Annotated in this window: 26 protein-coding genes; 4 read left to right on the plus strand and 22 right to left on the minus strand. The window is 68.6% G+C overall.

Annotation, left to right across the window (positions count from 1 at the left end):
* Nucleotides 1-73: 73 nt before the first annotated feature.
* The 8 genes from F464_RS0104800 to F464_RS0104835 form a co-directional block, all read right to left on the minus strand.
* Complete coding sequence (locus tag F464_RS0104800; RefSeq protein WP_018988649.1) at nucleotides 74-1,264, minus strand: STY4528 family pathogenicity island replication protein; 1,191 nt, start codon at nucleotides 1,262-1,264, stop codon at nucleotides 74-76.
* A 3-nt stretch (nucleotides 1,265-1,267) separates the two neighbouring features.
* A complete protein-coding gene (locus tag F464_RS0104805) occupies nucleotides 1,268-1,828 on the minus strand; it encodes a DUF2857 domain-containing protein (protein WP_018988650.1) in 561 nt (186 codons plus the stop codon).
* A 15-nt stretch (nucleotides 1,829-1,843) separates the two neighbouring features.
* Entirely contained in the window at nucleotides 1,844-3,538 is a 1,695-nt protein-coding gene (locus F464_RS0104810) for a ParB family protein (RefSeq protein ID WP_026295752.1), read from the minus strand.
* The gene (locus F464_RS0104815) at nucleotides 3,531-3,794 is read right to left on the minus strand and encodes a hypothetical protein (protein ID WP_018988652.1); all 264 of its coding nucleotides are present in this window, start codon (nucleotides 3,792-3,794) and stop codon (nucleotides 3,531-3,533) included. Before F464_RS0104815 ends, F464_RS0104810 begins: the two co-directional genes overlap by 8 nt.
* Complete coding sequence (locus F464_RS0104820) at nucleotides 3,778-4,656, minus strand: ParA family protein (RefSeq protein ID WP_018988653.1); 879 nt, start codon at nucleotides 4,654-4,656, stop codon at nucleotides 3,778-3,780. Before F464_RS0104820 ends, F464_RS0104815 begins: the two co-directional genes overlap by 17 nt.
* A gap of 40 nt (nucleotides 4,657-4,696) precedes the next feature.
* Complete coding sequence (locus F464_RS0104825) at nucleotides 4,697-4,915, minus strand: AlpA family transcriptional regulator (protein ID WP_018988654.1); 219 nt, start codon at nucleotides 4,913-4,915, stop codon at nucleotides 4,697-4,699.
* Nucleotides 4,916-5,039: 124 nt separating this feature from the next.
* Complete coding sequence (locus F464_RS0104830) at nucleotides 5,040-6,134, minus strand: ATP-binding protein (RefSeq protein ID WP_232428837.1); 1,095 nt, start codon at nucleotides 6,132-6,134, stop codon at nucleotides 5,040-5,042.
* Between the two features lie 208 nt (nucleotides 6,135-6,342).
* Nucleotides 6,343-7,254 carry a LysR family transcriptional regulator gene (locus F464_RS0104835; RefSeq protein WP_018988656.1) on the minus strand — a complete coding sequence of 304 codons (912 nt, stop codon included), beginning with the start codon at nucleotides 7,252-7,254 and terminating at the stop codon, nucleotides 6,343-6,345.
* A gap of 482 nt (nucleotides 7,255-7,736) precedes the next feature.
* On the opposite strand from F464_RS0104835, the gene F464_RS0104840 reads away from it, so the two are divergent.
* Nucleotides 7,737-8,645, plus strand: a complete 909-nt coding sequence (locus F464_RS0104840) for a LysR family transcriptional regulator (RefSeq protein ID WP_018988657.1) — start codon at nucleotides 7,737-7,739, stop codon at nucleotides 8,643-8,645.
* Between the two features lie 378 nt (nucleotides 8,646-9,023).
* On the opposite strand, the gene F464_RS27880 is transcribed toward F464_RS0104840, so the two are convergent.
* The 5 genes from F464_RS27880 to F464_RS0104865 all read right to left on the minus strand — a co-directional run bounded on the left by F464_RS27880 (nucleotide 9,024) and on the right by F464_RS0104865 (nucleotide 13,055).
* Entirely contained in the window at nucleotides 9,024-9,380 is a 357-nt protein-coding gene (locus F464_RS27880) for a hypothetical protein (protein WP_018988658.1), read from the minus strand.
* Between the two features lie 189 nt (nucleotides 9,381-9,569).
* Complete coding sequence (locus F464_RS0104850; protein ID WP_018988659.1) at nucleotides 9,570-10,097, minus strand: superoxide dismutase family protein; 528 nt, start codon at nucleotides 10,095-10,097, stop codon at nucleotides 9,570-9,572.
* Between the two features lie 178 nt (nucleotides 10,098-10,275).
* Entirely contained in the window at nucleotides 10,276-11,247 is a 972-nt protein-coding gene (locus F464_RS0104855; RefSeq protein WP_018988660.1) for an alpha-ketoacid dehydrogenase subunit beta, read from the minus strand.
* A gap of 10 nt (nucleotides 11,248-11,257) precedes the next feature.
* Nucleotides 11,258-12,223: a thiamine pyrophosphate-dependent dehydrogenase E1 component subunit alpha gene (locus F464_RS0104860; RefSeq protein WP_018988661.1), complete on the minus strand. Its 966-nt coding sequence runs from the start codon at nucleotides 12,221-12,223 to the stop codon at nucleotides 11,258-11,260.
* 331 nt (nucleotides 12,224-12,554) lie between these two features.
* Entirely contained in the window at nucleotides 12,555-13,055 is a 501-nt protein-coding gene (locus F464_RS0104865; RefSeq protein ID WP_018988662.1) for a flavin reductase family protein, read from the minus strand.
* A gap of 143 nt (nucleotides 13,056-13,198) precedes the next feature.
* Between F464_RS0104865 and mutY the strand changes: the two genes are divergently transcribed.
* Nucleotides 13,199-14,278: an A/G-specific adenine glycosylase gene (gene mutY / locus F464_RS0104870; RefSeq protein ID WP_018988663.1), complete on the plus strand. Its 1,080-nt coding sequence runs from the start codon at nucleotides 13,199-13,201 to the stop codon at nucleotides 14,276-14,278.
* 13 nt (nucleotides 14,279-14,291) lie between these two features.
* Here mutY and F464_RS0104875 read toward each other — a convergent pair whose 3' ends face one another.
* The 6 genes from F464_RS0104875 to F464_RS0104900 form a co-directional block, all read right to left on the minus strand.
* Nucleotides 14,292-14,939, minus strand: coding sequence for an LON peptidase substrate-binding domain-containing protein (locus tag F464_RS0104875; RefSeq protein ID WP_018988664.1), 648 nt, complete (start codon nucleotides 14,937-14,939; stop codon nucleotides 14,292-14,294).
* The gene (locus tag F464_RS0104880; RefSeq protein ID WP_018988665.1) at nucleotides 14,939-15,571 is read right to left on the minus strand and encodes a flavin prenyltransferase UbiX; all 633 of its coding nucleotides are present in this window, start codon (nucleotides 15,569-15,571) and stop codon (nucleotides 14,939-14,941) included. Before F464_RS0104880 ends, F464_RS0104875 begins: the two co-directional genes overlap by 1 nt.
* A gap of 26 nt (nucleotides 15,572-15,597) precedes the next feature.
* A complete protein-coding gene (locus F464_RS0104885) occupies nucleotides 15,598-16,758 on the minus strand; it encodes an ABC transporter substrate-binding protein (RefSeq protein ID WP_018988666.1) in 1,161 nt (386 codons plus the stop codon).
* Nucleotides 16,759-16,799: 41 nt separating this feature from the next.
* Nucleotides 16,800-20,135: a bifunctional diguanylate cyclase/phosphodiesterase gene (locus F464_RS29820; RefSeq protein ID WP_018988667.1), complete on the minus strand. Its 3,336-nt coding sequence runs from the start codon at nucleotides 20,133-20,135 to the stop codon at nucleotides 16,800-16,802.
* A 199-nt stretch (nucleotides 20,136-20,334) separates the two neighbouring features.
* Nucleotides 20,335-21,285, minus strand: a complete 951-nt coding sequence (locus tag F464_RS0104895; RefSeq protein WP_051092248.1) for a branched-chain amino acid ABC transporter permease — start codon at nucleotides 21,283-21,285, stop codon at nucleotides 20,335-20,337.
* Nucleotides 21,286-21,299: 14 nt separating this feature from the next.
* Nucleotides 21,300-22,181 carry a branched-chain amino acid ABC transporter permease gene (locus tag F464_RS0104900; RefSeq protein ID WP_026295755.1) on the minus strand — a complete coding sequence of 294 codons (882 nt, stop codon included), beginning with the start codon at nucleotides 22,179-22,181 and terminating at the stop codon, nucleotides 21,300-21,302.
* A gap of 152 nt (nucleotides 22,182-22,333) precedes the next feature.
* Here F464_RS0104900 and F464_RS0104905 point away from each other — a divergent pair, with 152 nt between their 5' ends.
* Together F464_RS0104905 and mscL are read left to right on the plus strand one after the other, a co-directional pair.
* Nucleotides 22,334-22,954, plus strand: a complete 621-nt coding sequence (locus F464_RS0104905; protein ID WP_018988670.1) for a trimeric intracellular cation channel family protein — start codon at nucleotides 22,334-22,336, stop codon at nucleotides 22,952-22,954.
* A 162-nt stretch (nucleotides 22,955-23,116) separates the two neighbouring features.
* Nucleotides 23,117-23,545: a large conductance mechanosensitive channel protein MscL gene (mscL, locus tag F464_RS0104910; RefSeq protein WP_018988671.1), complete on the plus strand. Its 429-nt coding sequence runs from the start codon at nucleotides 23,117-23,119 to the stop codon at nucleotides 23,543-23,545.
* A 112-nt stretch (nucleotides 23,546-23,657) separates the two neighbouring features.
* On the opposite strand, the gene F464_RS0104915 is transcribed toward mscL, so the two are convergent.
* The 3 genes from F464_RS0104915 to modB form a co-directional block, all read right to left on the minus strand.
* Nucleotides 23,658-24,299 (minus strand): MBL fold metallo-hydrolase, encoded by a 642-nt coding sequence (locus F464_RS0104915; protein ID WP_018988672.1) that lies wholly within the window; start codon nucleotides 24,297-24,299, stop codon nucleotides 23,658-23,660.
* Between the two features lie 207 nt (nucleotides 24,300-24,506).
* Nucleotides 24,507-25,613: a molybdenum ABC transporter ATP-binding protein gene (modC, locus tag F464_RS0104920; protein WP_018988673.1), complete on the minus strand. Its 1,107-nt coding sequence runs from the start codon at nucleotides 25,611-25,613 to the stop codon at nucleotides 24,507-24,509.
* Nucleotides 25,610-26,281, minus strand: coding sequence for a molybdate ABC transporter permease subunit (gene modB / locus F464_RS0104925; RefSeq protein ID WP_018988674.1), 672 nt, complete (start codon nucleotides 26,279-26,281; stop codon nucleotides 25,610-25,612). Before modB ends, modC begins: the two co-directional genes overlap by 4 nt.
* Between the last annotated feature and the right edge of the window lie 11 nt (nucleotides 26,282-26,292).

Below are 26,292 nucleotides of genomic sequence, written 5' to 3' on the forward strand. Positions count from 1 at the left end.
GGACAACAGGGAGCAATCAAGAACGGAAGGAAGGCTGTCTGAGCCGGCTATCCCCTGGGGATAGCCCAGTCGATCAGGGATCGCGCATCATCGACCGCAACTGCGCCAGGTAAGCGCGCGCCATTTCGCGGTCGGGTCCATTGGACGCAGGAGGTGGCGACGGCGCAGGTGCCGCGGCTCGAGGCGGTGGCGGCACTGACCCGCCTTCGCCAGCCCAGGCCTTGAACTCCCCGCGGATCGCCTTCTGGATGATGCCGAACAGGTAGCCGGCCGGGTTGCGCACCGTGCTGCCGCGGCAGCGCGCCGCCCACTCGTCGAGCACCGCCTGCCGCTGGGCTTCGTCCACCTGTTGCAAAGCGATCATCGCTCCGGCCTGTTGCTCCTCCTGCAGGCGCAGGAAGCGCTCGGGCAGGCGCAGGTTCTGCAAGGCCTTCGTGCGCGGTACTGTACGTACTTCATTTATACGATCCTTACGTACGGTACGGTCTTCCTTCGGATTCCGAAGAGAGCCGTCCGGCGCGGGTTTCGGTCCTGCTTCGGATTCCGAAGACGGGTGTTCGGCATTCCGAAGCAAGCCCTCCCTGCCTCCTTCGGAATCGTGATCGGCACCATCCTGTGGATAACTCGCTGGCATCCAGCCGTGGCGGACCATGCGCTGCGCGAGCACCTGCAGGCGTGTCGGCAGCATGCGGCCGCTGAGCAGCGGGTCTTCGGCGATTTCCTTGAGCGAATGCATGCCGACGATCTGCACCGCCTTGGCGGCATGGGTGAGGGCCTGGCTCACCAGGCCCAGGTAGTCGGGGTCGAGTTGCATCGCCTCGAAGGGCGTCAGCGGTTCGTCGTGCAGCACATAGAGGTTGCCCAGAATGCGGCCGGTCTTCGGATCACGCCGTCGCCGCACCAGGCTCAACCAGCGCGTCAGCCGCAGCAGCGTCAGGGCGCGCGCGACAGTCTCGTGGGAGGCCTGTGCCGCGCACGGCATCGACGCCAGGTAGGGCCGAAGCTGGTCATAGGTCGGGAAAGCCGTCACGCCGTCGTCGTTGAGCTGCAGGCGGAACACCTGCCAGGCGTTGCGCTCCAGCGGTGTCAGGCGCCGATCGAGAAACAGCGCCCGCGGCACGCTCTCATGGCGATTGCCGCTGTAGAGGAAGCCGTCACTGCCCCGTGCCGCCACTTGGGCCGGCGCCAGCTCTCGCAGCGCATCGTCGAACAACGCCGACAGCGCCATGGGACCATCGCGCCGTGGCGCGCCGCCCGCGGCCATGGTCTACACGACTCCCTGGTCGATCCAGTTCCGTATCGCGGCCCAGATCACCGACATCGGCAGCGTCAGGGTCTCGGCGAGGTCCATGGTCAGCGCCAGCATCGCCATGTCGTCGTCCAGCGCGATGTCACGCTCGGTGATACCGGCCTTCCAGTGCTCCCACAAGGCAGCGTCCTGCGCCTCGTCCAGTACCGGATGCCGCCCCTTGCGCTTGGGCAGCCCGAGGATGTCGCGCCGTAGGGCGACCTCCTGATGCGTGAGGCCGTAGAAGCGGCTCACCATCTCCGTGCTCGCACCCAGGCGCAGCATGCGATCCACCGTGGCGATTTCCTGCTCCACGTCATGCACCTGGCTCAGGAGCCGTTTCAGCACCTCGCGGTTGACCGAGACCGAGCACCACGACACCGTGGCGTTGACCAGCACGCTGACCAGCGCCGGATGCTTGAGCGCATCCAGTTCCTCGTCGCCAAAGCCCATCGCCTTGCAGCGACGCAGTTGGCCGTTGCGCAGATCATGCAACGCCTGGGCGATGACGGCCTGGTTGAGCGGATGGGGTGACGACATGGTGGTCTCCCGCGCTCAGGATTCGCGGCCCGGGGCGACGGATGCCACACCGGTCTCCAGGTCCAGCAGGCGACGCGCCAGGCGCAGCAGCCGGAACAGCTTCACCAGGCCGGCGTCGCTCAGGCGCATGGACGTTCCGCCGCCGCGCAGCAGCGGCGCCAGGTCGTTGGCCAGTCGCTCACGATCCAGCCCCGGCGCAGGTACCCGCGCCGCGCTCAGCGCATGCAGCAGCGTCAGCACGGCACGCGCGAAGGCCGGAAAGTCCTTTGTCTGGCAAACGGCAGTAGCCGCACAGATAAAGCCGATGCCGCTCTCACTGGGCTCGATGTGCTCGGCGACCGCCGCCTCCTCGGCGATCTCGTGAGCGAACTGTGCGATATGCACCCGGAGCCGGTCCGGCCCGTCCAGTCCGGGCTCGATGTACCAGACATCTGAAATCGGGTAGAGCCCGCCGACCTGCACGGGAATCGCGCGCAAAGCATCGGTCTGGAAGTCGGGCAGCTTGTCGCCCATCTGATCCGCCACCAGGCGCTGAATGGATTGCAGGCGTTCAGTGGTCAGCGCCGGAGACACGATGTGTCCCTGCAGGCGCTCCACATCGCGGTCGGCCGGTACTGGTGCGACGCCTTCTCCCTCACCTTGCTCATTGCCAAGCGCGAGCGCCGTAGCAGTCTGCGTCGGGGGAAGCTCGGCAACGGGTCCAGCTGGTGCGCCAGCCTGCTGTGCAGGTGTTGCCGCCGGAGGTGACGATGCAGGCCTCGGCGTCGCAGGCACGATGGGTGCCGCCGGGCTCGCCGGCGCCGGCTCGCGGGTCAACGCCCGCTGCCGGCTTTCGCTGTCGTCGATCTCCAGGCTCAGCGTGTCATAGTCCGCTTTCAGGAATTCAACCATCTGGCCCACCAGTTCGTCCTGCACTCGCTGGAACGAGAAGTCATCCGGCTGCGTGTCGAACTGCGACAGTACATCCTGAAACAGCGTGGCGAAGTCCACGGCGAGGTGACGGCCCAGCGCTCTCCGTTCCCAGGTGCGCTCGCACGCCTTGCGCAGCACCGCGAGCCGTTCCACCTGATGCCGGCCCAGCCCGCCGTACAGCACTGTCGGAATCGCCGGCAGCAGGTAGCGCACCGCATCCTGCATACGGCTGATGTGGGACTGCTGCACCGGGTAGCCATCGGCCGTCAGGCGTCGTGCCAGCTCGGACTGCGACAGCGCCTGTCCGCCGCTTTCCTGCTCGTAGAGATCGCGAGCCTTCTCGATGCCCAAGGCCCGCTCGATGAAAGTCAGCCCGCCGCGCAGTTCGTTCTCGGCCAGGTGGCCGGTCAGCGCCACGATCTCACCACGCTGCGGCCAGGGACGGAACAGGCACACGATGCGGAAGAAGCGTTCCTCCTTGGTCTCGCTCCACAGCTCGCGCAAGATCGCCAGACGCGTGTTGCCGCCGTTGCGGATGATGTAGTGGGCTTCGCCCGGCCGGCGCGTGATCGCCGGTGGCGCATCCAGCCCGCGCTCGCGGATCGAGGCCTTGATCTCCTCGTAGGACGGGTTGCGCGTCACGCGCGGGTCGTGGTCGTAGGGGCGCAACTGATCCAGCGTCACCACCGTCGGCGTGTCCGCGATGGGGTCGCTGAGGGTGGCAGCCGTGGGGCCGCTGCGCTCGAAGCCGGACGCCATCAGCTTGGCGGCCATGTCCTGGGGTGTCAGTTCAGCCACGGCGGTTCTCCTGCGGCGGTATCCCGCTGAGGGTGGCCTGGGCCTGCCGGTCGGCGCGGCGAAGCTGCGCGCGGGCGTTGAGGCCGGCGCGGTGGTCGCTTGCCGTCGAACTGGTGTAGATCGACGCGCAACCCGGCTTGGTGAATTTCAGATGACCGCCAGGGGTGCGCACCACACGCCAGCCTTCACCCAGCGCAAAGTCGATCAGCGCGCGCAGCCGCTTGTGGCCGCGCGCCAGGTCATGCGCGTTTGCCATGGCCATCGCTCCCCACCATGCCTCGCGCGTCGGGGCGGCCGGTCACCTGCGCGAACAGCTCCCGCCACTGCGGAAACAGCCCGCCAGCCAGCGCCCGCATCGTCTCCAGCGCCGCGGGCGCATTGCGGCCCACCGGCTGCCGGTATTCCACCCGATGCACCGGCAATCCTCGCGTCGCGGCACGTGGATAGGCCTCGATGGCCGGCACGTCCGTCGCCAGCACCCGCACACCGGTCTGCCCCTGAAACATCTGCCGCAGCGTCTGCTGGATCAGGCGCGCATTCGACGACACCGGATGCACCCGATTGATGAGCAGATGCAGCGGCGGAGGGTCGATGCCCAGGTGGCGGTACGGCCCGATGTCCTCGAACACCTGCAGAGTGCCGCGCCGCAGTTCTCGTGCCGCCAGGATCTCCGGCGTCACCGGCGACAGCGCGATACCCGAGGCAAGCACCGCCATTTCCAGCAGCACGCTGCGCGCGCCCTGCGTGTCGATCAGTACCAAGTCATAGAACGGCACCAGGGCCGGCAGCAGGTGACGCAGTCGCAGGCGCCCGTCCAGCGCGTGCAGCAGCAGTGTGTTCAGTTCTCCGCGGTCGTCGTTCGACAGCACCAGGTCCAACCCAGCGATCGCGGTGCGCGACACCAGTTGCTCGATGCGGCGCTCGTTGAACGCCAGCATCTCGTAGATGCCGGCCGGCGCCCGCGCGGCCAGCGTGAAGTAGCTCGACAGCGTGGGCTGCACGTCCAGGTCCAGCAGCAGCACACGCAGCCCCGCATCGGCCACGAAGCCGCCCAGGTTGGCCGCCGTCGTGGTCTTTCCCACGCCGCCCTTGGTCGAAATGATGGACACCACCTGCATGGGCTTCTCCTCGTCGAATGGCATGAACCTGGAAGAAGCGTCAGGCGCGCTCTTTGAGGCGTTCGGCGATCCACTGTTCGACCTCCACCGAGTCCCAACCCACGGCGCGCACGCCCAGGCGCATGGCCTTGGGGAACTTGCCTTCCTTCATCAGGCTGTAGATGTGCGCGCGCTTGAAGCCGGTCTTGGCCTCGACTTCCGCGCGGCGCAGGATGCGATGCTCGGCCGGTGCCGCCAGCATGGTGGTCTGCAAAGACATGAGAGGCACTCCTTGACGCTTGTTGGCGTTGTTCGGAAAGAGCCTCGCATTCAATCCATCGCCGCTGCTGAAAGCACTGCAATGGCAGATCGCGCCACTGCAAATGCAGTGCGCGGCGATGCGGTCAGCGCGATGTCTCCAGGTGGCGCCGCGCCTGGGCCAGCTTGGCCCACAGTGTCCGTTCGCTGAGGCCGGGTCGCCCTTCGTGATGGGCCAGCAGTGCGCTCACCACGGCATCCATGTTACGGAACGACGAGTACGCCGTGCCCGACGGCGACTTGCCCAGCAGCAGCGAGAGCAACCCACCGATGATATTCAGGTAGGTCGATTCGCTGCGCAGGCCGGGCTCGCGCGCCTGATTGCCCTCGGCCACCCGCTTCGCATGGTCCTTCACCAAGACATCGTGTTCCGCGCGTAGCGTGTCGTGCATCTGGGCCAGCTCGGCGAACTGCACCTTGGCGGCTTCCCGTTCGACCAGCAGTACGCTGAGCGTCTTGAGGTCGACGGCCGGATGCAGGGCGCGTTCGATGTCGTCGAAGAGAAAGGCTGGCTTTTCGCCAGGGTAGTAGCGGGCCACCCACGCCTTCAGGTCGACGTGCCGTACGGTCAATTCCGGGTCGTCGAGCGATGGGCGCTGCGTCGTGAGCACGATGCCCGCCGTGCCATAGGGAAGCTCCCCATGCATCAGCGCGTCGAAGATGCGTTCGGCGTACAGGCGCAGCAGCGGCCAGCGGGGAAAGTCCTGCAGTTCGGGCACGGGGCGCTGCCCCAGCGTTTGCTGAATACGCTGCTCGAAACGGATCAGGCCGCACCAGCGGATCGCGGCCTCGATCGGTCGGTAGTACGTTTTTGCGCCAAAGGCAAAGCAGCTCAATTTCGGCATATCGCGCCCTTTCCATCGTCCGATCGAACCCGGCGAAACGCCGCCCGCACAGTGGCCGCGAGTGCCCAGAGAATCCGGATGAAGCGCGACGCCGGATGGCATCGCGGGGGCCGGCCCCGCATCGGCGAAGCCGCCGATGCCGCGGGGAGTGATGGCCGATTGCAACTTGCGATGCCCGATACACATCCACCATAATGCGCGCGCAAAACCTTGTACCGGCGCAACGTTTCGATGGCCGCGCACCCGACCGCATAAGACAGGGATGCCGCGCTTTTCCCGAAAACCACGGCACAGTTTTGGCATCGATTCAGATTGGGTAAAGATCCAATGCGTCACCCGGGTGAGCCGCTTTGCATCCAGCCAGTGCTCATGCGTTCTGCATCACACCACTGACCTCGTCCGCCAATACCGCATGCCATGGCTTGGCTGTGCCAATTGCGGCGTATGATTACGCGGCGGCAAATGGTCCTCGCCAACGCGACCGCGATGCAATTCCGGTCCATCGCGAGACCGAAAAGGAATCGACCAGGCCGATGGGCGGTCATCAAACCGACGGATGGCGATTCGCCTGCAAACGCCCGACGCGCTCGGCACGCTCGATGAATTGCATCAACGGTCCGGTGGGTTCCCCCGCGGGCCGCAGCAGGTAAGTGGTCAGCGAAGCGCTCTGGTCGGCCAGCGGGCGGACCACCACCTGCGGTTGCCGGCAACTCGCCAAGTGTGCCGTGCTCGAAAAACCCACCCCGTAGCCCGCGGCCACCAGGGCCAGCATCAGGTCATGGGTGGTGACGTACTCCGCCACCGTCGGCTGGGCAGCAACAGAGCGCAGCAGGCGCTCGCACCGCCGGCTGCTGCCCTCGCAGACCTCCGGATGGCACAGCACCAACGGGTAGCTGACCACTTCCTCCAGCGGCACCTCCTTGAAGGCCAACAGCGGATGCCGCGCCGGCACGGCCACCACCAAGGGGTCTTGCCACACCGGCGTGGCAACGATCTCTTCGCTCACCTCGTCGGTCAGCGCCAGCCCCGCATCGAACAGGTCCATGCTCAGGCCGCTCAGCAGTTGGCCCAGCGGCATCTCGAACAGGCGGACGCTCACATTCGGCGCTTCCTCGCGGCACAGGGCGAGCAGCGCCGACAGGCGCGCAGGCCCGATGCCATCCGACAGCGCAATGCGCAGAGTGCCGTGATACCCCGCCGCCGCGGCACGTGCCCTGGCTTGCGCCTGCTCGAACGCGAGCGCGATGCGATGGGCATCCTCCAGGAAGATCCGCCCGGCCGAGGTCAGGCAGGCACCGCGCGGCGTACGCTTCAGCAGCGTCACGCCCAGGTCCGACTCCAGCTGGCGGATGGTACGCGACAGCGGCGACTGCTCGATGTGCAGGCGCTTCGCTGCCCGGCCGAAGTGCAATTCCTCGGCCACCGCGATGAAAGCCCGGATATGACGCAGGTTCATGCCTTTTCCTTTCGATAGAGCGAGCTACGGCTTATGACCCCAAGGCCCAGCACAAGTGCATAGCCGTGGAACCGTTCGTCTCATGCCCACTCTGATGACGCAGCGCCCTGTCCGGGGTGCGCTGCCTCGAAGGCCGCCACTGTCCAGGAAAGTCCGCTTCAATCCATAGACGTTGCGTGATAGTGCATGCTCAAGAACAATTAAGAGTAATTCTCATTTACGATGTGGCCATTTCTTGGCCTTTACGGCTGTGCGGGCACGTCATCGTGCGGATCCGTCGGTGGAGATCCTCTACTGCGACCACCATGACTGGTTGCAGGGGTGGATACGCCGTCGCCTGGGGAGCGCAGCGGCGACGGTCGAACCGCTGCGGAGCCGCTTGAGGCCCACGCGTGCGTGATCGAAGGAGGCGCCGCGAGCATGCGGATTAAAGCCAGGGGGTCCGACCGGCCAAACCAGAAGAACGCAAACAGGAGGTCACCATGGAACTCAGATTGCTGCGCTACTTCCTCGCGGTGGCGGAGGAACTGCACTTGTCGAGGGCGGCCGGGAGATTGGGCATCGAGCAATCCCCGGTGTCACGTGCCATGCGTGATCTCGAACGATTGCTGGACGTGCAGTTGTTCGACCGGAGTTCCCGACAGACGAAGCTGACCTGGGCCGGTCAGGTACTGCTTGTCGAATGCCGGCGCGTGCTGGCCACGGTGGAGCAGGCGATCAAGGCCACCAAGGCGGCAGCACAGGGCTACCAAGGGACGCTGCGCATCGCCATCTGCGACAGCCTGGCGCAGCCTTACATCGCCACGCTGCTGGCGCGTAGCCGGGAGGACGAACCTGAACTGGAAATCCGCGTCTTCGAGCTGCCGTTCTCGCAGCAACTCAAGGGCCTGCACAACGATCTGCTCGACATCGGCTTTGCGCTCTCGGACGCGGTCAACGACGGCCTCATCGCCGAGGCGGTCTGGACCGATCCGCTGTCGGTGATCGTGCCGGCGCGCCACCCGCTGCTGGCCCACGGCCACGTCAAGCTGGACGATGCGCTGAAGTTCCCGGTGGTGCTGTGCCACCCGGAGGCGGACTCCGGCTGCCACCACCAGATCCAGGCGGTGCTGGAAGGGGCAGCCGTCTCCCCCAAGGTGGTCGACCACGTAACGAGCCTGGGCGTGATGCTGACCTTGGTGGGGGCCGGCTACGGCATCGGCTTCGCGATCGCCTCACAGGTGCAGACCCTGCAGCGCCCCGACATCGCGATCCGTCCGCTGGCCGGCGTGCCGCCCACGCTATCCACCTACCTGCTGCGTCGACAAGGCGAACCGTCGGGGGCGGTGAAGCGGTTCATGCGAAGGGTGAGGGACGAGGCTGCACCGGACGATACGGAAGCCGATGCCTGATCTACCCGGCGCGACTGTTCGCCCCAAGGGGGACAGCTGGCTACACTCGAATCCAAACCCCATCGCACCTGCTCTGGATGGCTCTGCTTGGCCCGCGTTGGATCATCCAGCCCCGGTTGTGTTGACCAACCAGTGGAGTTGCGTCCAAACTTGCGTCCATCTCGGTTCGCCGAGTGTAGAAAAATCGTTATCAATCAACGAGTCGGGAACGTGATGTGGTTCCCATCGCCCGCTCCAGGATTCGCAAAATGGCCCGGCTGATGTCGGGCCATTTTCATTTCTGTGCAGGCGCGAATCCATCCTCGCGGGCGTGACGTCCGAGGAAATTCCGGAAGTCCGGCCGCGAGCCTGCGGAAGTCCGATTCGGGCCGGGCCGGCTTACTTCGTCGCCGGCGCAGCCGCACCGCCCTTCATGTCCATCGCCGCGTCATGCTTCGCGGTGGCCTTCACTTTCATCTTCGTGTGCTTGGCAGTCGCCTTGGCGCTGTCCGTTGCCTTCATCGTGTCGGCCTTCGCCGGCTCCGCGGGCGTGGCCTTCACGGCGGGAGTGGCTGGCGTCGCGGGAACGGCGGGCATGGCCTTCTCGCCCCCGACGGAGGGAATGGCCGGCGTGGCAGGCATGGCCGGAGCGGCCTTCACGGCCGGGGTTGCCGGGGTGGCAGCCGGACCCGACTGGGCGAAGGTAGTAGCCGCAAAACCGGTGGCAATGATGACGGAAATGATCTTCTTGAGCATGTCTGATACTCCTCGAATGACGATCGGTTGATCGTGAGGCGGCGGAAAATCCGGCCCTGTGCGTATAACGCTCACTACCTCCGCAGGGTGTCAGCCGTAGTGTAAGAACATGCTAATTTGTAACAGATGCGAGACAAGCCCGGCGCCGCCGCGCCCCGGCCCGACTGCCCGGTACGCGGCGACTTGCCGTCACTTCGTGGCGATGACGCCACACGCGACACGCGCGCCGGAATTGCCGGTCGGCTGGGTCGCGAAATCGTCGGGGGCGGCGTGCACGATGAGGCCGCGACCGACGATGTTTCCATTTCCCTTGCCGCTGATCGTCAGGCCTTCCAGGACCGTGCCGAGCTTCGCGTTGCCGTTCGCGTCGGCGACCAGCATCGGCATGTCGCCGAGGTGGTGGTCGGCTTTCGCCGGATCGCCGTGCTGCTTGCCTGTCGGGTTGAAATGGCCGCCGGCGCTGGTGCCGTCGGGTGCGGAACAGTCGCCCTTCTCGTGGATGTGGAAGCCGTGCTTGCCGGGCGCGAGGCCCGTCACCTGTGCGTCGATGACCACGCCGCCACCGACTTCGGTGAATTTGACGGTTCCGGACGCCGTGTTGCCCTTGGTCGGGGCAAGGGGCGCTTCCGCTGTGATCGGCCCACCGAGGCCGAGATTGCTGCAGGCGGCGATGAGAAGAGTTGCTGACAGTGTCGGGACGAGGGAGCGAAATTTCATGTTCTTCTATCCTTTCTCGAATGGAGGATGTCGTGCGGCCGGCATTGCAGCCGACCACAGCCCATCATGGACCATTGATACATCGAAAGGAATAGCTCACACCGCGCACCGCTGCCTGCGGCGGCTGCGGGAAGAACACGACGTACGCCGTGGCAACCCGCTGGCGCGCACGGCCGCCTCAGGCATGTTCGCGCGTGCCGACGAGGTCACGCGCCGCGGCGACGATCGCGTCGGCCTGCGGCACGAAGGCCTGTTCGAGCGGCCACGACGACGGTGCGGGCGTGTCCGGGCCGGTGAGGCGACGCACCGGCCCCCTCAGTGCCTCGAAGGCGTGCTCGGCGACGAAGGCGGCGACTTCGGCGCCGACGCCGCACAGGCGGCTCGCCTCGTGCACGACGACGATGCGGCCGGTCTTGCGCACCGAGGCGAGGATCGCAGCCTCGTCGAGGGGTTTGAGCGAACGCAGGTCGATGATCTCGGCGGAGATGCCCTGCTCCGCCAGTGTGTCGGCCGCCGCGACGCAGTGCTGCACGGTCTTCGCGTAGCTCACGAGCGTGACGTCGCTGCCTTCGCGCAGCGTCGCGGCGCAGCCGAGGGGCACGAGGTGCTCGCTTGCGGGCACCTCGCCGCTCTGGTAGCCGAGCGCGAGGTCCATGAAGAACAGCACCGGGTTGTCGTCGCGGATCGCGGCCTTGAGGAGGCCCTTGAAGTCGGCCGCCGAGGACGGCATCACGACCTTGAGGCCGGGGCTGTGCACGAACCAAGCTTCAAGATTGTGGTTGTGCTGCGCGCCGACCGCCCAGCCGGCGCCGCTCTGCACCAGCACGACCAGCGGGAACCTGAACTGGCCGCCTGACAGGTAGCGCAGCTTGCCGGCGCTGTTGACGATCTCGTCCATCGCGTAGCACAGGAAGGGCGCGAACAGCAGGTCGACGATGGGGCGCAGGCCGCTCGCGGCAGCACCGGCCGCCGTGCCGGCGATGATGCCTTCGGCGAGCGGGGTGTTGCGCACGCGCGCGGCGCCGAACTCGGCGACGAGTTCGCCGCGCTTGGTGGCGACGCCTTCGCCGAACATCAGTACGGACGAATCGCGGCGCATTTCCTCGGCGATGGCCTGGGCGATCGCTTCATTGACGGTGATCCGGGACATGGCGGATTCCTTACGCGTAAACGTCGGTGAAGAGTTCGGCGGGTTCCGGGTAGGGCGAGGCGTTCGCAAAGGCGACGGCCTCGTCGATGACGGAGCGCACGTGCGCGCGGATCTGCGCGAGGTGCACGTCGTCGAGGCGGCCGGCGGCGCGCAGGCGGTTGGCGAGCAGCTCGATCGGGTCGCGCGCCCGCCACGCGGCGAGCTCGGCGGGGTCGACGTAGGACTGGTCGTCCGGCTCGAAGTGGCCGCGCGTGCGGTAGGTCAGCGTCTCGAGGAAGGCGGGCTCGCCGGTCGCGCGGATGCGGGTGACGAGGCGCGCGGCCGCGGCATGCACGGCCTCGGCGTCGTTGCCGTCGACGCTCTCGGCGACGAGCCCGTGCGCGGCGGCCCAGTCGCGCACCTGCGCCATCGGCATGGTCTCGCGCCGATGCACGAAGGCCTGCCATTCGTTGTTCTCGCACACGTAGAGGATGGGCAGCTTCCACACCACGGCAAGGTTGAGCGATTCGTGGAACACGCCTTCGCAGGCCGCACCGTCGCCGAAGAAGGTCGCGACGATGCCGTCGTCGCGGGGTGTCATCGTGCGTGCGAGCGCGACGCCCGGTGCGAGCGAGAGTTCGCCGCCGACGATGGTCGAGGTGAGCACGACACCCAGCTCGGCCGCGGAGATGTGCAGCGAGCCGCTCTTGCCCTTGCAGTAGCCGGTGCGCTTGCCGAGCACCTCGGCGATCATGCGCCCGGGCTCGGCGCCGCGCGCGAGCAGGTGGCCGGCGCTGCGATGGTTGGTGAGGATGCGATCGCGCGCCGCGAGGGCGTGCACGACGCCCACGGCGGCGGCCTCCTGGCCGACCGAGGTGCAGGTGCCGGGGGCGTTGCCGCCGGCCGCGATGCCGATGAGGGTTTCCTCGTAGGCCCGGATCAGCATCATCGTCTCCAGCAGCACGAGCGGGGACGGGGCTGGTTCGCTGTGGTGCATGTGTCGCCTCCTGATGTCGGGCGACCCGCCCCGGCAGGAGCGGGACCGCGTAAGGACACTCTAGCCGCGGACGGCCTTGTGCGCTGGGCGCTTGAGAGGCTCTTGGGATTCGCTGAGCGACGATTCAGGAAGAAGCGGGATCAGCGGCACGCGCCGTCGGGACGGGCACCGCCCTGCCCGACCTCGACGAGGGCGAGCGGGCGCGACGCGGTCAGCAGCAGGCAGTCCGGTGCGATGCGGCAGCCAATGCCGCGCGCCGGCTCATCGAACGGTATAGTTCGGCCGCCCCCGGGCGCACGCCCGGACGAGGAGTGCGGACGGAGCGGGGACGTCAGCCCGCGGCGAGGCGGCGATAGGCACCGCTATGGTAGATGAGCGGGGCGCGCTCTTCGCGGTCGAAGCGCACGACTTCGGAGATGAAGACGAGGTGGTCGCCGCCGTCGTGGCGCACGGTGTTGCGGCACTCGAAGCGCGCGCAGCAGTTCTTCAGCAACGGCACGCCGTACAGGCCGTCGTCGATGTCGAGGCCGGCGAACTTGTCGTCCGAGCGCATCGCGAAGAGCTGCGACAGGTTCTGCTGGTCTTCCGCGAGCACGTTCACCGCGTAGTATTCGCAGGCTTCGAACACCGTCAGGCTCGCGAGGTGGCGCGACAGGCTCCACACGATGAGCGGCGGATCGAGCGACACGGAATTGAAGGAATTGACCGTCAGGCCGATGGCCTCGCCGTTGGGCGCGCGGGTCGTGACGACGGCGATGCCTGTCGCGAACATGCCCAGGGCGTCACGGAACGCACGGGTGAAATCCTGATGGGTGACGGGCGGCTGGGACATGGTCGGTTCTTGTGCTCGGCGCAGCCCCTTCTCGGGGCGGGCGCGAAATTGGATGGAACCGGCGATTATCGCCGCGCGCACCGCGCAGGGCAACGCGGCGGGGACGGGAACGCAATCGGACAAGGGAAAGGACCGGGGAAGGAATGGGCGGAACGACGAGGCGAACGACCACGGACGGCGACTTCGCGACGCGGCTGATCGCGTGGCACCACGGGCACGGGCGGCACGACCTGCCGTGGCAGAACACGCGCGACCCGTACCGCATCTGGCTGTCCGAGATCATGCTGCAGCAGACCCAGGTCGACACGGTGATCCCGTACTACGCGCGCTTCCTCGCGCGCTTCCCGGACCTCGCGAGCCTCGCCGCGGCGCCGGTCGACGACGTGCTGGCACTGTGGAGCGGGCTCGGCTACTACGCGCGGGCACGCAACCTGCACCGGGCCGCGCAGGCGGTGATGACGCGGCACGGCGGCGAATTCCCGCGCCACGCCGCTACGATCGCCGAGCTGCCCGGCGTAGGCCGCTCGACTGCCGCGGCGATCGCGGCCTTCGCGTTCGGCGAGCGCGCGGCGATCCTCGACGGCAACGTCAAGCGCGTGCTGTGTCGCGTGTTCGGCATCGCCGGCTTTCCCGGCGAGCGCGCGGTCGAGCAGCGCCTGTGGGCGCTCGCGGAGGAGCTGCTGCCGCCGACCGGGATCGGCACCTACATCCAGGCGCAGATGGACCTCGGGGCGACGCTGTGCACGCGCGGCAAACCCGCCTGCGGACGCTGCCCGATGGCGCAGATCTGCGTCGCGCTGCGCGACGACCGCGTTGCCGAACTGCCCGCGGCGCGCCCGAAAAAGGCCGTACCGCAGCGCCATGTGCGCGTCGCGGTGATCGTCGCCGACGGCGGCGTGCTGCTCGAACGCCGGCCGCCGAGCGGGATCTGGGGCGGGCTGCTGGCGCTGCCGGAGATCCCGGACGGCGAGGCGGACGCCGCGCGCTGGGTGGCGACGCGCTACGGCCTCGCGGCGCAGGCGACGCGCCCGCTGCCGCCGCTGAACCACGCCTTCACGCATTTCCGCCTGGAGATCACGCCGCTGCTGGTCGAAGCGGACGGGCACGGGCACATGGCGGCGGATGCCGACCACCGCTGGCTCGCGCTCGACAGCCTCGCCGACGCCGGCCTCCCCACCCCCGTCCGCCGCATCCTTGCGGAGCTCGCAGCCGCGCGTCCGTAGGGTGGCTTGGGCTTCAGCGACCTTTGCCGGACTTCGCCATGCGCTCTCCCAGCAGCCCGCGCTGGTCGAGGAACTGGCGGATGATCTCGAGGCGGTCGGCGGGATCGTCGAGTTCGAGCAGCGCCTGCTTGGCCTGCGCGGGGATCGGCAGCACTTCGGCGAAGCGCAGGCCGACCCAGCCGGCGTCGTCGAAGGCATGCGGCGCGGGCAGGCGCGCGTCGCCGGCGTCTGCGACGATCGCCCGGAGCAGCGCGACGAGCGGCTGACAGTTGTCGGGAATGGCCTGGCGCGGCGCCTCGGCGAGCCAGTCGACTTCGCCGAGCAGCAGGCCGTTGGCGCCGAGTTCGGTGCGCAGGACGCGGTAGCGGTGCTCGCCGCGGGTGACGATGTCGAGCGTGCCGGGCTTCGCGATGTCGCACCGGACGATGCGCGCGCTCACCCCGACCTCGCAGGGCCGCGCCGGCGCCCCGACCTCGTGGCCTTCCGCGATCAGGTTCACGCCGAACACCGAACCGTCCTTCAGGCAGCGCGCCACCAGGTCCATGTAGCGCGCCTCGAACACGTGCAATGGCAGCAGCGCGCCGGGGAAGAGCACCGTCTGCAACGGGAAGAGGGGCAAAAGCGGCGGCAAAAGCGGAGGCAAGCGCCCGGAGTCATCCATCAGGCGCTCTCCTCACCCACCTCGCCCCAGCGCTGCATCAGGCGGTGCGGCACGCGGATCTGGTCGAGCACGCGCGCGACGACGAAATCGACCATCTCGCCGACGGTCTGCGGGTGGTTGTAGAAGCCGGGGCTGGGCGGCAGGATCACGACCCCCAGGCGCGCGAGCTTGAGCATGTTCTCGAGATGGATCGCCGAGAACGGCGTCTCGCGCGGCACCAGCACGAGCTTGCGCCCTTCCTTGATCGCGACGTCGGCGGCGCGCTCGATGAGGTTCTGGCTGAGCCCCGCGGCGATCGCGGCGAGCGTGCCCATCGTGCACGGGCACACCACCATCGCGTCGGCAGGATTGGAGCCGGACGCGAGCGGCGCGAACCATTCCTCGCGCCCGAACACGCGCAGCTGCCCTGCCGCGGCCTTGAAACGCGCCGAGAGCTGCGCCTCGACCTCGGCCGGGCGCGAGGGCAGCTCGAGGTTCATCTCCTGGCGCGCGACGATCTGCGCGACCTGCGAGTACAGCAGCCACACCGTGCAGCCGGCCGCGAGCAGGCATTCGACGAGGCGCATCCCGTAGGGCATGCCCGAGGCGCCGGTGAACGCAACGGCGACGGTCTGCGGAGCGGCGGTGCTCATCGGGGAGGGGTTCTCACTGCGGGGTCTCACTTCAGATAGTCGGTCAGGATCACCCAGCGGCCATCCTTGATCTGCGCGATACGGCCGTAACGGTTGCCGAGATGGTCGTCGCGACTGAAACGATACTCCGGGCTGCCGAAGAAGTCGCGCGGGGTATGCAGCGACTCCAGCGCGGCGGTGAAGCGTTCCACGGTGAGATCACGCCCGGCCTTCTCCGCCGCCTTCACGAACAGGTCAGCGACGCCGTAGCCCATCACGCTCCACACATTGGGCGCGGCGCCGAAGCGCTCGCGGTAGCGGCGGATCCAGTCGGCGAGCTGGCCATTCGCGCCCGCCTCGTAGGGATGCGGCAGCACGGTGACGCCGTACAGGCCCTCGACCGCCTTGCCGCCGAGCTCGTGCGTCTGCGCCGAATAGCCCGACGCGGTGACCAGCATGTCGACGTTCCAGCCGGTGCGGCGCGCCTCGGCCACGGCCGCGACGGTTTCGCGCACGACCGTCGCGAGCACGACGAAGTCGCAGCCCGCGCCGCGCAGGCGTGCGATCTGGCTCGAGAAATCGGTGGCACCGCGCTTGTAGCTGGTCTTCTCGGCGAGCGGCTGCTTCAGCTTCGCCAGGCCCGCCTCGACCCCCTTCATCACCTCCAGGCCGTAGTCGTCGTCCTGGTACAGCAGGCAGCTCTTGCGGTAGCCATGCGTCTGCACCATGTGGCGCGTCGCCGCGTCCATGTAGTCCTGGTAGGGCGCGAACATCTGGAACTTCAGCGGGTGACGCGGCGCGTAGGTCGATTCGTGCGGCGAGAAGGGGAAGAGGTGCGGCCGGCCGGCATCGACGATCAGCGGCATGGTCGCCATCACGACCGGGGTGCCGAGGTCGGCGAGGAAGGCGAAGACCTTGTCGCGCTGGATCAGCTTCCGCGCCGCGAGCACGCCCTTCTTCGGGTCGTAGCCGGCGTCCTCGACGACGAGGCGCAGCTTCCTGCCATGCACGCCGCCGGCGGCGTTGGCGTCGTCGAAGCGCATCTGCATGCCGTCGCGCACCGGCACGCCGAGCAGCGCGATCGGCCCGGACAGGTCCTGGATGCTGCCGACGACGATCTCGCGCTCGCCGACGCCCGGAACCTGGGCGCCTGCAACGCCCGCGACGGCCAGGGCCAAGGGCGCAAGGATGCGGCGGATGAGCTTCATGGATCCTCCCGGCGCGCCCGGCGGCGCCCAAAAAGGGGCGATTATCCGTGAAGCACGCCCTCGTCCGCCATGCGCAGGGCGAGCTCCGCCGCCGGCATGGGCCGGCCGATCAGGTAGCCCTGCAGGAAATCGCAACCCAGGCGACGCAGGAAATCGCGTTGCGCTTCCGACTCGACCCCTTCCGCCGTGACCCTGAGATCCAGGCTGTGCGCCATGTTGATGATCGCCTCGACCAGGCTCGCGTCACTGCGGTCGTCGGGGCAGTCGCGCACGAAGCTGCGGTCGATCTTCACGACGTCCACGGGGAAACGCTTGAGGTAGGACAGCGACGAGAAGCCGGTGCCGAAGTCGTCGAGCGAATAGCCGATGCCCTGGCCGTTGATCGCGCGCATGCGCGCCTCGGCCTCATCGCTGCTGTCCATCAGCACCGATTCGGTGATCTCCAGCATCAGGTACTTGCGACCGTCCGCCGCGCCCGCCAGCAACGAGTCCACGAGCTCCGGCAGGCCGGGCTCGCGGAATTGCACGCCGGAGACATTGACCGCAATGCGCAGCGCCGGGTAACCGGCCTCGCGCCACACGCGCGACTGGCGCACCGCCTCGCGCAGCGCCCATTCGCCGATCGGCACGATCAGGCCGCAGTCTTCGGCCACCTCGATGAAGTCGCCCGGAGACACCAGGCCGCGCCGCGGATGCTGCCAGCGCATCAGCGCCTCGGCGCCGACGATGCGCCCGCTCACCGTATCGACGATGGGCTGGTAGTGCAGCACGAACTGCTGCTGCTCGAGTGCGATGCGCAGGTCGTTCTCCAGCTGCACGCGCGCCAGCGCGTCGGCCTGCATGTGGTGCGCATAGAACTGCGCGCGGTTCTTGCCGGCCTGCTTGGCCTTGTACATCGCAATATCCGCGTTGCGCAGCAAGGTCTGCACGTCCTCGCCGTCGTCCGGAAAGACCGTGATGCCGATGCTGCCGGAAATGTGGTGGCGCGCATTGCCCAGCAGGAAAGGCTCGCGCAGCACCGCGACGAGCTTCTCGGCGACCACGTGCAGGTCCTCCATGTTGCGCTGGTCGTGCAGGTCGTTCACGACCACCGTGAATTCGTCCCCGCCCAGACGCGCCACCGTGTCCTGCCCGCGCACGCTGGCCTTGAGGCGACGTGCGACCTCCACCAGCATCTCGTCGCCGACGTCGTGCCCGAGCGAATCGTTGATCCACTTGAAACCGTCGAGATCGAGGAACATCAGGCCGACCTTGCCGCCGTGCCGTCGCGCCTGCGCCAGCGCATGCTCCAGCCGGTCCTGCAGCAGGCTGCGGTTGGCCAGGCCCGTGAGCGGATCGAAATTCGCTTGGCGCCAGATCGCCTCCTCCTGCTGCTTGCGCTCGGTGATGTCGCTGAACAGCGAGACGTATTCGGCGACCGTGCCGTCGTCGTTGCGCACCGCGGTGATCGTGAGCCACTGCGGATAGATCTCGCCGCTCTTGCGGCGGTTCCAGATCTCGCCCTCCCAGGCGCCGGCTTCGGCGAGGCGGCGCCACATCGTGCCGAAGAAGGCCGGGTCGTGGCGCCCAGACTTGAACATCGACGAACGGTGGCCGATGACCTCGTCGACCGCATAGCCGGTGATCGCGCAGAAGGCCGGATTCACCGAGGTGATCACCCCCTGCGCATCGGTCGTCATGATCGCCTGGCTCGATGCGTTGTACACCACCAGGGCCTCGCGCATGCGCTCCTCGTAGCGACGCCGTTCCGTGACGTCCTGCACGATCGAATACAACAGGCTGCGCCCGCCGAGCTCGATCGGGCCGCTCGCCACCTCGACATCGCGCACCTCGCCGTTTGCGAGGCGGTGACGGAACTCGAAGAAGTCCGCCGCGCGCGCCCGCGCACGGGCCATCTCCTGCATCACCTTGTCGCGCGACAGCGCATTGATGTCCCAGATCTTCATGTGCGTCAGCACGGCATGCTCGTACCCGTAATAGGCACACGCCCTGTCGTTCGCATCGACGATGCTGCCGTCGGCCGGGTCGATCACCAGCATCACCACGCGACTGTTGGCGAACAGCGCCCGATAGCGCATCTCGCTCTCGGACAGCGCGCGCTCCATGCGCACCCGCTCGGTGATGTCGCGCGCCAGCGCGATGTAGCCGACGGGGCCGCCGGCGGCATCACTCAGGCGGCTGATCGAGGCGCTGAAGTGATGCACGCCATCGGCCAGCTCGAGCGCGTATTCCGTCTGCCGCGGCACCCCGTCGGCGGTGATTGCGTCGATGGCGGCATCGAACTTCGCCGCAACATCACGCGGCACCGTCTGCGCATAGGGGCGCCCGACCAGCTCGTCGGCCGGAGCGGCAAGCAGCCGCGGTTCCGGCGCATGGCACTCGACGACCCGCCTGTCCTGGTCAATCACCAGCATCTTGTCGGGCAGCGACGCGATCAGCGCCGTCAGCCGCGCCTCGCGCGCCGCCACCTCCGCTGTCCGTTCGACGACGAGCCCCTGCAAGGTGCTGCGGTGCTCGCGCAGCTGCATCAGACTCGTCGCCAACCAGCCCAGCGCGAAGCACAGCACGGCCGCCACCGCGAACTCGAAGGGCAGGCCGGAATCATCGTTCCATCCCGCGACCGGCGCCGCGCCCAGCGTCCACACGCCGTTGGGAACCTCGATCACGTGTTCGACCGGTTCGACCAGCGGCCGGCCCGAGGACGCAGCGATGACCTGCCTGGCCCCGGTGTCCGGATGGGTGCGCCACAGCTCGAAATCGAAGCGGTACTTGTCCGCCGAAGGCAGCAGGGCCCTCGTCAGCACATCGGGAAAGCGGATCACGACGGCGACGAAGCCCCAGAACGCCGGTCGACCGGATTCGTCCGGCAGGTACACCGGCAGGCGCCCCACAGCACCCACGCCGCCCTGCTTCAGCGGGAAAGGGCCGGCCAGCGTCAGCTTGCCGGTGTCGCGGGCAAGAAAGGCCTCGCGGTTGCGTGCCGGATCGGCCAGCAGGTCGTGCCCGATCGCGGCGGCGTTCTCCGCCAGCGGCACGATCTGCCGCACCACGCCCGCCGGCGCCAGCAACAGCGCCGAGGCGCCCTGATAGAACGGCAGCATCTGCTCGGCGAGCGCCTCGAAGTTCTGGATGCTGCCGTCCCCTTGGCGCACGAGCGCCGCGAGCGCGTAGGTCACCGCCAGCGCGTGCTCAATGTTGCTGCGCAGATCCTGCGCCTCGTCGAACAGCTCGTCCGCCACCTCCGCGCGCCGGACCTCGATCCGCTGGCGCTCGAAATCCGAAATCAGCACACCCGAAACGAGCGCCGTGGCAAGGAAGACGACGAGCCCGACCAGCAGCGGCCGCTGCCCGCGGACGAGCGCCGACAGGCTGGTCATCGCAGCCTCGATCCCGCCGCAGTCCGCCCGCAGGCCGACCGCGTCGCCGAGTTTGTGGTCACGGGACGGCGCGTATCCGATACATCGGTCATGCCTGGAGGCCTCCCGCATCGACAGAACTGTAAGCAAATGCTAACGCCGAGACGCGTCTTCCACAGTGAACGGCAGCACGCTCGCAGCGCGGGAAGCGCCCTGCTACTCAGCGGGATCCGGCCAGGCCGCCGGGGCGCAGCAACACGATAATGACCAGCACGGCGCCGAACAGCGCGGTCTCGATGCCCGCGGCCCCCGCCAGCCCCGGCGGCAGACGCTCGACCGCGAGCGACACCCCCTGCGGCAGCGCAACGACCACCAGCGCGCCCCACAGCGCCCCGGCGAGGTGCTGCGCGCCACCGATGAAGGCCAGCATCAGCAGCTCGAAGGACAACATCAGCCCGAACTGCTCGGGGCTCACGAAGCCGATCCAGTGCGCGTACAGCGCGCCGGCCAGCCCGGAGAGCCCGCCACCCAGCACGAAGGCGAGCGTCTTTGCGCGCGCGACGTCGATGCCGGCGGCCGCAGCGGCGACCTCGTCCTCGCGCACCGCCCGCCACGCCCGCCCCAGCCGCGACGCCACCCAGCGCCGGCAGGCCAGCCACGCCAGCGCCAGCGCGACGCCGCCGACCAGCGCCTGCGCGAGCGACGTGTCGGCCACCCATCCGCCCAGTGCCAGCGGCGGCACCGCGAACCCCGCCGCTCCGTGGGTCACGGACTCCCAGCGCACCAGCGCCTCCTCGACGATCAGCGCGAACGCCAGCGTGCTCATCGCGAAATACAGCCCGCCCAGCCGCCGCGCCGGCAGGCTCGCCAGCCACCCTCCGGCCGCACCCAGCGCGACGGCCACCGGCAGCGACAACGGCGCCGGCACCCCGCGCAGGGCAAGCAGCGCCTGCGCGTAGGCCCCCAGTCCGAGCAGGGCACCCTGGCCCAGCGAAACCTGGCCGCACTGGCCCACCACGACGATCACGCCCAGCCCGGCAATCGCCCACGTCGTCACGAAGGCAGCCTGCGCAAGCGCGTAGTCCGCGCCCAGTGCCCATACCGCCAGGCAGGCAAGGACCGTGATCGCGACCGCCGCCGCGGGCACGCCCGCTCGCCGGCTGCCGCGCATGCCGCCCGACCCGCTCACGGCCGCCCCCGCAGGCCCGCCGCGAAGCCGCCCGGAAACAGCAGCAGCACCGCCATCATCAGCACGTAGGGCACGACGTCCTTCACCCCTTCCGGCAACGCCAGCCCCGCGAGCGCCTCGACCACGCCGAGAAACACCCCGCCTGCGAGCGCCCCCGGCAAGCTCGTCATGCCGCCCAGCACCGCGGCCGGAAAGGCCTTCAGCGCGACCAGCCCCATGTTCGGATGGACGAAGGTCACCGGCGCCAGCAACACCCCCGCGACCGCGGCGAGCCCGGCGCCGAGCGCCCACGCCAGGGTGTGCATGCGCGGGACCGACACACCCATCAGCGCCGCCACCTCCGCGTTCTCCGAACATGCGCGCAAGGCCAGCCCCGCGCGCGTACGGCGGAAGAACAGCGTCAGCACGGCCGCGAGCGCCGCGGTCGCCACGATCACCGCGAGGTGCTCCGCCGCCAGCACAGCACCGCCCAACTGCACGCTGTCGCCGGCAAAGGGCAGCGGCAGGCGGTGCATCGCGTGACTGGCCGCCGGCACCGCGCCGACGGCGCCGCGCATCACCATCCCCAGCCCGAAGGTCAGCAGCAAGGCCGTCAGATGCGCCGGACCGAGCGTACGGCGCAGCAGCGTGCGCTCGAGCAGCGCACCGAAGGCCGCCATCGCGGCGACGCCGAGCACGACCGCAGCGGCGAGCGGCAGGCCGGCCGCCTCGTGCAGCGCCAGCACCGTGAAGGCCCCGAGCATCAGCAGCTCGCCCTGCATGAAGCTCACCGCCCCGGTCGCCTTGTAGATCAGCACGAAGGACAGGGCGACCAGCCCATACACGCAGCCGGTCGCGACGCCGCTCGCGAGCACCTGGATCAAGCTCAGCGCGGACATGGATGCGGTGACGAGGCCGTGCCCGGTCGTGAGGAGGACATGCGTTTTCCGGAAGAAGGGGGCCGCCGCGTCTGCGGACAAAGCGCGATTATGCCAAGCCCGTGCCACGCCCGACGCTGCGGAACGCCGCGCGGCGATGCTATGCTCGCCCGATGCGTCCGATCGACACCCTCGTTTATGGCATCGGCCTGGCCGGCGTCGCGGCCCAGGCCGCCGCCGGCGTCCTCGAGGCCGGCAACAAGCGCTTCGACCTCTTCGGCATGGTCGTCGTCGCCCTCGCCGCGGCGCTCGGCGGCGGCTCGCTGCGCGACATGCTGCTCGACCGCCAGGTCTTCTGGATCGCCGACCAGAGCTACCTCATCGCCGCCCTGCTTGCGGGCCTTGCCGCCTTCGCCCTGGCGCGCGTGACGGTCCTGCCCGCACGCCTGTTCCTGCTCCCCGACGCGATCGGCCTCGCGCTGTTCACGGTCAGCGGCACCCAGGCCGCGCTCGCCCTCGACGCCCCGTGGCTGGTCGCGAGCCTGATGGGCGTCATCACCGGCGCCTTCGGCGGCATCGTGCGCGACGTGCTGTGCAACGAGGTGCCGCTGGTGTTCAGCGGCGAACTCTACGCCACCGCGTCGTGGGTCGGCGCGCTGCTGCTCGTCGCGCTGTCCGAGTTCGACGTCGCGCACGCCTGGGCGGCCCTGCTCGCCGGCTCCGTCGTGCTCGCGATCCGGCTCTCGGCGATGCGCTTCGGCTGGCAGCTGCCGGTGTTCCGCGCGCGGATGTAAACCGCCGGACTTGCCCCGCGCATTACGGACGCCTATCCCGGACGGAAAGCGCCGCCTGCGCGCGATGACGCGCGGAAGGCGCGAAAAATGGCAAACTAGCCGCGTCGGCACGGCCAGCGCGCCGAGCCGTGGCCAATCAACCACCCGGGGAGGTTATCGAGAATGAGTTTCCTGCGCGAGTTCAAAGAGTTCGCGATGCGCGGCAATGTCGTCGACCTGGCGGTCGGCGTGATCATCGGCGGCGCCTTCGGCAAGATCGTCGAGTCGCTCGTCAAGGACGTGATCATGCCCATCATCGGCCGCCTGCTGGGCGGTGTCGACTTCAAGCACCTGTACATCAACCTCGGCGACAAGACCTACGAAACGCTCGACGCGGCCGAGAAGGCCGGCGCGCCGCTGGTGAAATACGGCGTCTTCATCAACACGACGATCGACTTCCTCATCGTCGCGTTCGCAATCTTCGTCGCGATCAAGGCGATAAACCGCCTCAAGCGCGCCGAACCGCCGGCACCGCCGCCCGCGCCCGCACCCGAGGCGGAAGACGTCAAGCTGCTGCGCGAGATCCGCGATGCGCTGAAGCAGCGGGGCTAAAACCGGCGTCCGCCCCTCTGTGGGAGCGGCTATGTGGGAGCGGCTATGTGGGAGCGGCAGTCGGCGCCAAGGGCGGGTGAAATCCCGCCCCTCGCCCCGGTCGTCCAGGCTCTTAAGCGTAATCGCCGACGTACGGGTTGTTCCGGCGCTCGTCGCCGAAGGTCGAAGTCGGGCCGTGGCCCGGCACGAAGGTGATGTCGTCGCCGAGCGGGAACAGCTTCTCGCGGATCGAGTGGATCAGCGTCGCGTGGTCGCCCTTCGGGAAGTCCGTACGGCCGATCGAGCCCGCGAACAGCACGTCTCCCACGATCGCCAGCCGCGCGTCCGCATGGAAGAACACGACGTGGCCGGGCGTGTGGCCGGGCGCGTGGATCACGCGGAAACTTTCCTCGCCCACCGTCACGGTATCGCCGTCGTGCAGCCAGCGGTCCGGCTCGAAGGACTCGACGTCGGGAAAGCCGAACATCTTGCTCTGCTGTGGCATCCCGGCGATCCAGAAGCGGTCTTCCTCCTGCGGCCCCTCCACCGGCACGCCCAGTTCGCGCGCGAGCTTCGCGGTGCCGCCGGCGTGATCGATGTGGCCGTGCGTGATCAGCAGCTTCTCGATCTTCACCCCCAGCTTGTCGGCCGCGGCGCGGATGCGATCGAGGTCGCCACCGGGATCGACGACCGCCCCCCTCATCGTCTTGTCGCACCACACGATGCTGCAGTTCTGCTCGAAGGGGGTCACCGGGACGATGCGCAGCTGGATCATGGCGGAAAGGAAATCGTGTCAGGAAAGCCCGGAGTGTAGCGCGCATCACCTTTGCACGCAGATTCCGCTCCCGTACCGGACACGCGCCCGTAGGGCGGGAGGAGCACAGCGTATCCCGCCACGGCCTGTCAGTGACGCGCCCCGCTCGGGACTGGCGGGATACGCCTTCGGCTCCTCCCGCCCTAGGTGGCGCCGGCGCGCCGTACCCTAACGCAGCAGCGCGACGCCCTTCACCTGCGCGAACAGGTCCATGCCGGGCGCGATGCCCATCTGCACCGCGGAGCGCGTCGTGATGCGCGCGAGCAACGCATGGTCGCCAACGTCGAGACGCACCAGCGTACGTCCGGGACTCGCGTCGTCGAGGGAAACCACGCGCGCCGGCAGCACGTTGAGAATGCTCGATTCGTGGCGTTCCGCTAGCGCGAGGCTGACATCGCGCGCCAGCACGCGGGCGCGCACCTGCGCCCCGAGCGGCGCGTCGAGGCCGGTGATCCACAGCGGCAGGCCGCCGAATTCGAGCCGCGTCAACGCGAAACGCTCGTCGCGCCCTGCAACCCGCGCATCGACGACGACGAAGGCCTCCTCGTCATGCGCGAAGGGCAGGTCCAGGCGCGGCATCACCTCGTCGATCGCCCCCGACGCCAGCACCCGCCCATCGCGCAGCAGCACGACGTGATCGGCCAGCCGCGCGACCTCCTCCGGCGCATGGCTGACGTACACCACCGGGATTTCCAGCTCGCCGTGCAGGCGCTCCAGGTAGGGCAGGATCTCCGCCTTGCGTTGTGCGTCGAGCGCGGCGAGCGGTTCGTCCATCAGCAGCAGGCGCGGACTGGTCGCCAGCGCACGTGCGATCGCGACCCGCTGGCGCTCGCCGCCCGACAGCCGCTCCGGCATGCGCCCGAGCAGCGGCTCGATGCCGAGGAGCGCGATCGCATGGTCGAGCGACACGCGCCGTTCGGCCGCCGCAACCCGCTTCAGGCCGAATTCGAGATTGCGCCGCACCGACAGGTGCGGAAACAGGCTCGCTTCCTGGAACACGTAGCCGAGCGGGCGGCGGTGCGTCGGCACGAACACGCCGCGCGCATCGTCCTGCCACACCTCGCCGCGCACCGCGAGATAGCCGTCCGTCGCCCGCTCCAGGCCGGCGAGGCAGCGCAGCAGCGTCGTCTTGCCCGAACCGGAGTGGCCGAACAGCGCGCTCACGCCTCGTCCGGGCAGCTGCAACGCCGCTTCCAACGCAAAACCGGGCCACGCCAGGCGGAAGCGCGCCTCGATGCCGGCGCCGGGAAATTGCGCTGCGGCAGCCGGGCTCATCGCACGCCCCCGCGCTTGCGGCTATGCAGCAGGAACAGCACGAGAAAGCTGAACACCACCATGCCGGCGGAGAGCCAGTGCGCCTGCGCGTATTCGAGCGCCTCGACGTGGTCGTAGATCTGCACCGACACGACGCGCGTCTTCTCCGGGATGTTGCCGCCAATCATCAGCACCACGCCGAATTCGCCGACCGTGTGGGCGAATCCCAGCACCGCCGCGGTGACGAAGCCCGGCCGCGCGAGCGGCAACACCACGCTGAAGAAGGTGTCCAGCGCGCCGGCGCGCAAGGTCGCGGCGACCTCCAGCGGGCGCTCGCCGATCGCCTCGAAGGCCTGCTGCAGCGGTTGCACGACGAAGGGCAGGGAATAGAACACCGAGCCGACGACCAGGCCGGCAAAGCTGAAGGGCAGCAGGCCCAGTCCCAGCGCCTGCGTGAACTGGCCGACCGGTCCGTGCGGCCCCATCAGCAGCAGCAGGTAGAAGCCGATCACGGTGGGCGGCAGCACCAGCGGCAGCGCGACGACGGCGCCCACCGCGCCCCTGAACGCCGAACGCGTGCGCGCGAGCCACCACGCGACGGGCGTGCCGATCACGAGCAGGATCGCGGTCGTCACGGCCGCGAGCTCCAGCGTCAGCCGGATCGCCGCAAGATCGGCTGCACTCATCATCGTCCCGTCCG

The sequence above is a fragment of the Aromatoleum toluclasticum ATCC 700605 genome, assembly GCF_000378245.1.
Taxonomy (GTDB): Bacteria; Pseudomonadota; Gammaproteobacteria; order Burkholderiales; family Rhodocyclaceae; genus Aromatoleum; species Aromatoleum toluclasticum.

What these genes read in the sequence shown, in the direction of transcription:
- F464_RS0104900 (WP_026295755.1), bottom strand. Translation starts at nt 22,181, where the DNA reads ATGTCCGCGCTGAGCTTGATCCAGGTGCTCGCGAGCGGCGTCGCGACC.
- mutY (WP_018988663.1), top strand. Translation starts at nt 13,199, where the DNA reads ATGGGCGGAACGACGAGGCGAACGACCACGGACGGCGACTTCGCGACG.
- mscL (WP_018988671.1), top strand. Translation starts at nt 23,117, where the DNA reads ATGAGTTTCCTGCGCGAGTTCAAAGAGTTCGCGATGCGCGGCAATGTC.
- F464_RS0104915 (WP_018988672.1), bottom strand. Translation starts at nt 24,299, where the DNA reads ATGATCCAGCTGCGCATCGTCCCGGTGACCCCCTTCGAGCAGAACTGC.
- F464_RS0104860 (WP_018988661.1), bottom strand. Translation starts at nt 12,223, where the DNA reads ATGCACCACAGCGAACCAGCCCCGTCCCCGCTCGTGCTGCTGGAGACG.
- F464_RS0104865 (WP_018988662.1), bottom strand. Translation starts at nt 13,055, where the DNA reads ATGTCCCAGCCGCCCGTCACCCATCAGGATTTCACCCGTGCGTTCCGT.
- modC (WP_018988673.1), bottom strand. Translation starts at nt 25,613, where the DNA reads ATGAGCCCGGCTGCCGCAGCGCAATTTCCCGGCGCCGGCATCGAGGCG.
- F464_RS0104905 (WP_018988670.1), top strand. Translation starts at nt 22,334, where the DNA reads ATGCGTCCGATCGACACCCTCGTTTATGGCATCGGCCTGGCCGGCGTC.
- F464_RS0104820 (WP_018988653.1), bottom strand. Translation starts at nt 4,656, where the DNA reads ATGCAGGTGGTGTCCATCATTTCGACCAAGGGCGGCGTGGGAAAGACC.
- F464_RS27880 (WP_018988658.1), bottom strand. Translation starts at nt 9,380, where the DNA reads ATGCTCAAGAAGATCATTTCCGTCATCATTGCCACCGGTTTTGCGGCT.
- F464_RS0104840 (WP_018988657.1), top strand. Translation starts at nt 7,737, where the DNA reads ATGGAACTCAGATTGCTGCGCTACTTCCTCGCGGTGGCGGAGGAACTG.
- F464_RS0104885 (WP_018988666.1), bottom strand. Translation starts at nt 16,758, where the DNA reads ATGAAGCTCATCCGCCGCATCCTTGCGCCCTTGGCCCTGGCCGTCGCG.
- F464_RS0104880 (WP_018988665.1), bottom strand. Translation starts at nt 15,571, where the DNA reads ATGAGCACCGCCGCTCCGCAGACCGTCGCCGTTGCGTTCACCGGCGCC.
- F464_RS0104815 (WP_018988652.1), bottom strand. Translation starts at nt 3,794, where the DNA reads ATGGCAAACGCGCATGACCTGGCGCGCGGCCACAAGCGGCTGCGCGCG.
- modB (WP_018988674.1), bottom strand. Translation starts at nt 26,281, where the DNA reads ATGATGAGTGCAGCCGATCTTGCGGCGATCCGGCTGACGCTGGAGCTC.
- F464_RS0104850 (WP_018988659.1), bottom strand. Translation starts at nt 10,097, where the DNA reads ATGAAATTTCGCTCCCTCGTCCCGACACTGTCAGCAACTCTTCTCATC.
- F464_RS0104825 (WP_018988654.1), bottom strand. Translation starts at nt 4,915, where the DNA reads ATGTCTTTGCAGACCACCATGCTGGCGGCACCGGCCGAGCATCGCATC.
- F464_RS0104875 (WP_018988664.1), bottom strand. Translation starts at nt 14,939, where the DNA reads ATGGATGACTCCGGGCGCTTGCCTCCGCTTTTGCCGCCGCTTTTGCCC.
- F464_RS0104800 (WP_018988649.1), bottom strand. Translation starts at nt 1,264, where the DNA reads ATGGCCGCGGGCGGCGCGCCACGGCGCGATGGTCCCATGGCGCTGTCG.
- F464_RS0104805 (WP_018988650.1), bottom strand. Translation starts at nt 1,828, where the DNA reads ATGTCGTCACCCCATCCGCTCAACCAGGCCGTCATCGCCCAGGCGTTG.
- F464_RS29820 (WP_018988667.1), bottom strand. Translation starts at nt 20,135, where the DNA reads ATGACCAGCCTGTCGGCGCTCGTCCGCGGGCAGCGGCCGCTGCTGGTC.
- F464_RS0104855 (WP_018988660.1), bottom strand. Translation starts at nt 11,247, where the DNA reads ATGTCCCGGATCACCGTCAATGAAGCGATCGCCCAGGCCATCGCCGAG.
- F464_RS0104895 (WP_051092248.1), bottom strand. Translation starts at nt 21,285, where the DNA reads ATGCGCGGCAGCCGGCGAGCGGGCGTGCCCGCGGCGGCGGTCGCGATC.
- F464_RS0104835 (WP_018988656.1), bottom strand. Translation starts at nt 7,254, where the DNA reads ATGAACCTGCGTCATATCCGGGCTTTCATCGCGGTGGCCGAGGAATTG.